7 protein-coding genes are annotated in these 6,992 nt (G+C 65.6%); 2 read left to right on the forward strand and 5 right to left on the reverse strand.

Features of this window, described 5'->3' with window-relative positions; all coding sequences use genetic code 11:
- Positions 1–23 precede the first annotated feature (23 nt).
- Positions 24–1,514 carry a cysteine--tRNA ligase gene (gene cysS, locus HZR14_RS11830; protein WP_181693078.1) on the forward strand — a complete coding sequence of 497 codons (1,491 nt, stop codon included), beginning with the start codon at positions 24–26 and terminating at the stop codon, positions 1,512–1,514.
- 99 nt (positions 1,515–1,613) lie between these two features.
- On the opposite strand, the gene HZR14_RS11835 is transcribed toward cysS, so the two are convergent.
- From HZR14_RS11835 to HZR14_RS11855, 5 genes are all read right to left on the reverse strand, one after another.
- Positions 1,614–2,837: a tripartite tricarboxylate transporter permease gene (locus HZR14_RS11835; protein ID WP_181693079.1), complete on the reverse strand. Its 1,224-nt coding sequence runs from the start codon at positions 2,835–2,837 to the stop codon at positions 1,614–1,616.
- 174 nt (positions 2,838–3,011) lie between these two features.
- On the reverse strand, positions 3,012–3,359 hold the full coding sequence (gene rpl12p / locus HZR14_RS11840; RefSeq protein ID WP_181693080.1) for a 50S ribosomal protein P1: 348 nt from the start codon (positions 3,357–3,359) through the stop codon (positions 3,012–3,014).
- Between the two features lie 6 nt (positions 3,360–3,365).
- On the reverse strand, positions 3,366–4,421 hold the full coding sequence (locus tag HZR14_RS11845; protein ID WP_181693081.1) for a 50S ribosomal protein L10: 1,056 nt from the start codon (positions 4,419–4,421) through the stop codon (positions 3,366–3,368).
- Positions 4,418–5,056 carry a 50S ribosomal protein L1 gene (locus tag HZR14_RS11850; RefSeq protein WP_181693082.1) on the reverse strand — a complete coding sequence of 213 codons (639 nt, stop codon included), beginning with the start codon at positions 5,054–5,056 and terminating at the stop codon, positions 4,418–4,420. Before HZR14_RS11850 ends, HZR14_RS11845 begins: the two co-directional genes overlap by 4 nt.
- Before the next feature lie 231 nt (positions 5,057–5,287).
- Positions 5,288–5,716, reverse strand: coding sequence for a thiol-disulfide oxidoreductase DCC family protein (locus HZR14_RS11855; RefSeq protein ID WP_181693083.1), 429 nt, complete (start codon positions 5,714–5,716; stop codon positions 5,288–5,290).
- A 424-nt stretch (positions 5,717–6,140) separates the two neighbouring features.
- Between HZR14_RS11855 and HZR14_RS11860 the strand changes: the two genes are divergently transcribed.
- A partial coding sequence (locus HZR14_RS11860) for an RNA-guided endonuclease InsQ/TnpB family protein (RefSeq protein ID WP_181693084.1) occupies positions 6,141–6,992 on the forward strand: 852 nt, incomplete at its 3' end.

Raw genomic sequence — 6,992 nt, forward strand, 5'->3', positions numbered from 1 at the left:
CGCCCGCGAGCGAGGCTCCGCCAATGACGCTCCGTCTGTCGAACACGCTCTCGGGTGAGCGCGAACCGTTCGAACCGGCCGATCCCGACGACGTCCTGTTGTACTACTGCGGGCTGACGGTGTCGGATTACGCCCACCTCGGTCACGCCCGAAGCTGGGTCCACGTCGACGTGATCCACCGGTGGCTCGAACATCTCGGCTACGGCGTCCGCCACGTCGAGAACATCACCGACGTGAACGAGAAGATCGTCGCTCGCGTCGGCGAACACACCGACGGCGGCGCGCTCGGTGACGACGAGCCCGGCGTCGCCCGGGAGTTCATCCGACAGCTACTCGCCGACATGCGCGCGCTCAACCTCGAACGTGCCGAGGTGTATCCCCGCGTCTCGGAGCACGTCCCCGAGATCATCGACCTGATCGAGACGCTGCTCGAGAAGGGGTACGCCTACGAGTCCAACGGCTCCGTCTACTTCGACGTGACCGAGTTCCCCGAGTACGGGAAGCTCTCGAACCAGTCGATCGAGGACGTCGAATCCCAGGGGGCGGAGGCCGAACGCTCCGAGAAGCGCCACCCCGCTGACTTCGCACTCTGGAAGGCCGGTGGCGTCTCCGAGGCCGCGGTCGCAGAGCACCGCGACGACGACCGCGAGTACGGAAGCCACCCCAGCGGCGAGACCTGGGAGTCGCCGTGGGGGGAAGGCCGGCCGGGCTGGCACGTCGAGTGTTCGGCGATGTCGATGACACATCTCGACGAGTCGATCGACATCCACATGGGCGGGCGCGATCTCGTCTTCCCACACCACGAAAACGAGATCGCCCAGAGCGAGGCGGCGACCGGCGAACAGTTCGCGCGCTATTGGCTCCACGCGGACCTCTTCGAGATGGACGACGAGAAGATGTCCTCCAGCCTCGATAACTTCATTCCCGTCGGCGAGGCGGTCGAACGCTTCGGCGTTAATCCGCTCCGGATGTTCTTCACCTCGGCGTCGTACAACTCGACGCAGACCTACAGCGAAAGCGCGATCGAGGAGGCGATCGAGCGGTGGGAACGACTCGAGGCCGCCTACGATCGGGTCGTCTCGGCCGCGGACAGCCCGGATGCCCGGACGAAAGTCGAGTCCCCGCTTCGGGACGCCGTCGAGGACGCCCGCCGGTCGTTCACCGGGGCGATGAACGACGATTTCAATACGCGGGAGGGTCTCGCCGCGCTCTTCGATCTCGCGGGGGCCGCAAACCGCCACCTCGACGGGCGCGACGAGTACGACTACCGCGGGCTCAGACGGACGATAGAGACCTTCGAGGAGTTCGCCGAAGGCGTGCTCGGCTTCGACTTCGAGGGGAGCGCGGAGGGCGATGTGACCCTCGCAGGCGAACTCGTCGAGTTGGTCCTTGGGCTGCGTGAAAGCGAGCGCAAGGCCGGCAACTACGACCGGGCGGACGATCTCCGTGACGACCTCGAAGCGCTCGGGGTCGAGGTCCAAGACACCGATAGGGGCCCCGAGTATCGGCTGTGAACGCGCCGGACGTCGGTACGGACTATCCCACCAGCGTGTCGGTGCTTGAACCCGGACCGGTGCTCGCCGGGGGCGATGAGCACCGGCCCGTCGGACGTGTCACCCGATGAGTATCGGCCCGATAAGTACCCCCATCAGGTTCGCCCGGCGGGCGTGAAACCGGGCCGGGACGAGCCCGACCGCGGTGGCCGCCAGATACGCACCGACACCGAGAACGCCGGCGAACAGATACGAGAGCACACCGAGTGCACAGAGCAACCCGACGGAGAGCCGCGTCGGATCCATCCGGCCCACCACGGCGAGATATCGGCCGCCGATCGTGAGCACCCCGAACACCCCGGCGCTCGCCCCGACGACGACCGCGACGAGTAAATGTGGCATCGAGAGCGGAACCGACGCCGACTCGACGGCGACCAACACGCCCGTCCGCGGCGCTCCGAGGGCGACGAGCGCGAACAGCGCAAAGATCGTATTGGCCGTATTCACTCCCGACGTGGCGACGATGAACCCGCGGGCCCCATAGCGGCCCGGAACGGCCAACAGCGCGAGCGTCGCCGCGACGGCGCTCGATACCGCCGGGACGTACCCGACGATGGCGCCGGCAAGCGTGCCGAGCCCCGACAGCCCGAGAACGCTCCGTTTCGACGCCGCGACCGCGGGATCGTCCTGCGGCGGGACGCCGTCGCCGCCGATCGCGTCGATCAGTACGGGCGCGCCGAACAGTCCGGCGAAAAGCGGCGCGAGCATGCCACCCGCTGCCAGCGGTGCCTCCGGGGAGAGATCGAGGGTTCCGAGCCCGAGGAGTGCGCTCAGCGCGAACGAGGCTGCGCCCACCAGTTTCGATGACGTCCCGCGTTCGGTCAGAAACAGCGCCGCCGCGACACAGCCGAGGACGAGCGCGAGGTTTGCCCGAAGGATCGGCCACAGCCGGACCATCACGCGGGTGATCGGGATCGCAAGCGGGGCGGCGAGGACGACCGCCGCAGCGCTTCCGAGCGCCGAGAGCCGGAGTGCCTCCCGGCCGCGCCCCTCCAGGACGAGCCGGTGTCCGGGGAGTGCCGCGACCGCCATCGCTGGATCCGGAACCCCGAGCGCGAGCGTCGGGACGATCTCCAAGAACGTATGGACGACGCCCGCGGCGAGCATCGCCATTCCGACGTACAGCGGCGGCCCCGGAATCGACGGCGCGATCCCCGCGAGCAACAGCGCCATGTTGTTTGCGTGCAGTCCCGGTACGAGCCCGCTTATCGTACCGAGGCCGACGCCGCTGGCGACGAAACAGAGCGCGAGGACCGTCGCCCGCGGCGCGAGTGTCACCTCCATCGAGCAGGCTTGGCCGCGTTCTCGTATATAAACCTCGCCGTGGACGCGGTACGTGAAGCACCTCGGGGGCAAGCCTCGGGGCATTCCCCTTGCACTTCTGCAAACATCGCAGATACCCACGACCGCACCGCTATTGGCGCCATAAAACGAGAAGATGTGAATGCCGATGGCCGCTTATCCGAACAGCTCGCCGAGGCCTTCGCCGCCCTCTTCGTCGTCATCATCGTCTTCTTCGTCGTCGGCTTCAGCCTCCTCGGCCTCCTCTTCGGCTGCCTCTTCGGCTTCCTCGGCTTCCTCGGCGGCCGCGCCGCCGGCCGCACCGCCACTGCCGCCGGCCGCGGGGACCGCGGCGGCCGTCTCGATGGCTTCCTCGACGTCGACGTCCTCCAGCGCGGCGACGAGCGCCTTGACGCGGGATTCCTCGACGTCGACACCGGCGGCTTCGAGCACGCCGGTCAGGTTGTCTTCGTTGATCTCTTCGTCAGTCTCGTGCAGGATGAGTGCTGCGTAAACGTATTCCATTGATAGTCACCCGAACATGTCGCCGAGCGCATCGCCACCGTCGTCGGCGTCGTCCTCGGCATCGTCTTCGTCGGTCGGTTCGTCGGCGTCGGCCTCCACTGGCTCGCCGTCGTCCTCGTCTCCATCGGTGTCCGCCGGCTCGGCTGCCGGTGCCGCGGGGGCGGCCTCGACGCCGCGAAGCTCCTCCGGCAGGGCCTCCTCGTCGTCGATCGTCGCCGCGAGCGCTCGAACCTGGGCGTCGGCCTTCGAAACGAGGTCGTCGGCCAGATCGGGGCTTTCGACGGCTGCCGACAGCCCGACGGACTTCGCCTCGCCGGCCGCGTTCGCCAGCATCGACGGCACGGTCCGAGCCGTCGGATACTCGGCGTTGAGCGAGAGGTTCCGTGCGGCGCTGGACGCCGCTTCGATGTCCGCGACGTACTCCTCGACGTCGATGTCGAGTTCCTCCGGCGAGAAGGACACGCCTTCGGAGAACACGCCACGGAGGTCGAGTCCGACTTCCTTGGGCTCGATACCGAGTTCCGTGAGCACGTTCGCGAGGTCGGCCGACACCTCCTCGCCGGCCGAGAGCACGGTCGAGTCCTCGACGACCTTGATCGACCCGCCGTCGATCCGGGCGTTCGCCCCGACCTGCTGAAGCTCGCCGACGAACGGCCCCGGGTCGACGCCGGTGTCGCCTTCCGGGATAACGACGTCGTTCGGGGCGACCTCCCCGGCGTTGATCGGGGCTGGGGTCTTCGAGGCTTCGAGCTGTTGATACAGTCCGAAGGGGTTGTCGTTCGTGCCGATCAGGCCGATCTGTCCCTCGACGTGTTCGGCGAGGTCCTCGAGGCCGTCGTCGACCTCGGTGAGCGCGCGCTCGATCAGGGTGTTCCGCGAGACGCGAAGCGCCGCGGTGCCGTGGAGTTCACGGCGCATGTCCTGTAGCTGTTTGCTCGGAATCCCGGTGATATCGACGACACCGATCGAACTGTAACTCTCGAGGAACTCGACGATCGAGTCGGTCTCCTCGCGTTTCCACTGCGGGATCGTCTCGGTCTTGCGTTCGGCCTCGGCGCTCATGCGGGCACCTCCACTGCCGGTCCCATCGTCGTCTTCACGTACACCGAATCGATGTTCTGGGGCCCCTTTTCGAGGTCCGTAAACAGTCGGCGCAGGACGACGTCGATGTTGTCGGCGATCAGATCGGAATCCATGTCCTCGGCACCGACGCGCGTGTGGAACGTACGCCGTTCGCCGGAGCGAACCTGGATCGTGTTCTTCATCCGGTTGACCGTCTCGACGACGTCGTCGTCGGGTTGCAGGGGTGTCGGCATCTTCCCCCGGGGACCGAGTACGGTCCCGAGATACCGGCCGATGTCCTGCATCAGGCTGGCCTCCGCGATGAAGAAGTTCGTCTCGTCGGCTAGGTCTTTCGCCGCGTTGTCGTCGTCTCCGAGGTCTTCGAGGTCGTCGCTATCGAGTACTTCGTCTGCGACGTCCTCCGCACGGAGGGCTGTCTCGCCCTCCGCGAAGACGACGATCCGCGTGTCCTGGCCCGTACCCGAAGGTAGGACGATGCTCTCGTCCACCCGGTTGTTGGGGTCAGCTAGGTCTAAATCGCGCAGATTGACAGCGATGTCCACCGTCTCGCGGAAGTTCCGCTCGGGTGATTCGCTGAGTGCGCGGGATACTGCGTCCTGTATCGAATCTGCCATCGTTCACCTCCGTAGTTTCAGCCTCGTGGGCTACTACGGCGTGAAACAGGCGACGCCTGTCTCACGTTGAGCGAGGCGGATGACGCACTTAAGACCGTCGAAGCGAATCCGGGTGTGGCTGGCGGTCACATCACGGCTGGGCCGCAGGGATCTCACATCACGGCTGGGCCGCAGGGATCTTACATCACGGCTGGGCCGCAGGGATCCCCACAGACGGCGCGGGGAGTCGGATCACCCGACGAACCGATCGCGGAGGTCTCCGTCCACGAGGTCGCTATCGGGGACGAGACACGTCTCCCGCGTCCCGAACCAGCCGTAGCGGTTCCGCGCCAGCCACCGGTACGTGCGGTCGCGGATCGGTTCGGGGACGAGGGCGGCGACCGAACCGAGCGCCCAGGGAAACCCCAACAGCCACGCCAGCCGGACGACGGCATCCGAATCCGTGTACGCGGTCTCGCCCTCGACGACGACCATGCTTCGGTCGTAATCCCGAGGGAGGCCACAGCGTTCCAGCAGTTCCATCCCGGCCTCGGACTGGAGCGTCCCGAAACGGAGCCGGTCGCGGCGGTCCATCCGGAGCAGCCACGGGAGCGACCCGACACAGAGGTTGCAGACACCGTCGAAGAGCACGGCCGGAGCGGCGTCGGTCTCGGCGTTCACGAGTCCGGCTACGGGACACGCGATAGAGTATCTGTCGGCGGAACAGGCGATAGCGTCGGGGGCGTCCGGTTCGAAGGCCCCGTTTTAGCTGATTGAGGCGCTAAGCCCCCTTCCTCAGCGAGCGACCAACGGGAGCGAGCAGGGAGGGGATACAGCGTTCACAAGAGCGAAGCTCTTGTGTGCGGACGAGACGCCGCGTCTCGTCAACGCCGCACAATTCTCAAACACCTTCGACGCTCGGCCCACAGGCCAACGATCGACCAAAACTACTATACGTGTAACGTGCATACCGTGCATTACGGTGAAACGGAAGACAATCACCATCCGGGAAGACCAAGACGAGTGGATAGAGGACCAACACCTCAACCTCTCGTCGTTCGTCCGCGAACAACTGGACGAACTAATCAAGGAACGAGAGTAACGAATGTACTACGCCTACAAATACCGTCTCAATCCATCCGACGCCCACCGCAAGGAGTTGGACCGCCACCGAGACATTTGTAGGCAACTGTACAACCACACGCTTTATCGGCTCAACGAGTACCAAGACGAACACGGCGAACTGCCGTCCATGACCTCCCTGCGGTCGGAGTTACCCGACCTCAAGAAGTGGTGGGACGGCCTCTCGGACGTGTACTCAAAGGTTCTCCAAACCGTCGTGGAACGGCTGTTCGATAACCTCAACAGCCTCTCCAAACTCAAGGAGAACGGCTACGGCGTCGGTCAACTCAAGTGGAAGCCGCCACGCGAGTTCCGCAGTTTCACCTACAGCCAGTCTGGCTTCAAGCTCGACAAGAAGGGCGGTCAGACTGTCCTGTCACTCTCGAAACTCGCGGACATACCGATTCGGCTCCACCGACCCATCCCCGACGACGCCACACTCAAGCAGGTCACGGTCAAGAAGGAACCGACGGGCGAGTGGTTCGCCACCTTCGGCGTCGAAATGGACCGGGAACTACCCGAACCGCCTGAGAACCCCGAGAAGTGCGTCGGTATCGACGTGGGCATCCTGAAGTACGCCCACGACACCGACGGCACGGCGGTCGGGTCACTCGACCTCTCGGACGAACGCGACCGCTTGGAGCGCGAACAACGGAAGCTCTCGCGGAAGCAACACGGGTCGAACAACTACGAGAAGCAACGGCGGCGAGTCGCGGAATGTCACGCCGACCTCCGACGCAAGCGCCGCGACTTCTTGCACAAGCTCTCGGCGTACTACGCTCGGGAGTACGACCTCGTGGCGGTCGAAGACCTGAACGTGAAGGGGATGATGGAG

This window comes from Natronomonas salinimetallica (assembly GCF_013839515.1).
Classification (GTDB): domain Archaea; phylum Halobacteriota; class Halobacteria; order Halobacteriales; family Haloarculaceae; genus Natronomonas.

Bases quoted from the DNA above. Each gene is read 5' to 3' on its own strand.
- cysS (WP_181693078.1), top strand. From the start codon at position 24: ATGACGCTCCGTCTGTCGAACACGCTCTCGGGTGAGCGCGAACCGTTC.
- HZR14_RS11835 (WP_181693079.1), bottom strand. From the start codon at position 2,837: ATGGAGGTGACACTCGCGCCGCGGGCGACGGTCCTCGCGCTCTGTTTC.
- HZR14_RS11845 (WP_181693081.1), bottom strand. From the start codon at position 4,421: ATGAGCGCCGAGGCCGAACGCAAGACCGAGACGATCCCGCAGTGGAAA.
- HZR14_RS11850 (WP_181693082.1), bottom strand. From the start codon at position 5,056: ATGGCAGATTCGATACAGGACGCAGTATCCCGCGCACTCAGCGAATCA.
- rpl12p (WP_181693080.1), bottom strand. From the start codon at position 3,359: ATGGAATACGTTTACGCAGCACTCATCCTGCACGAGACTGACGAAGAG.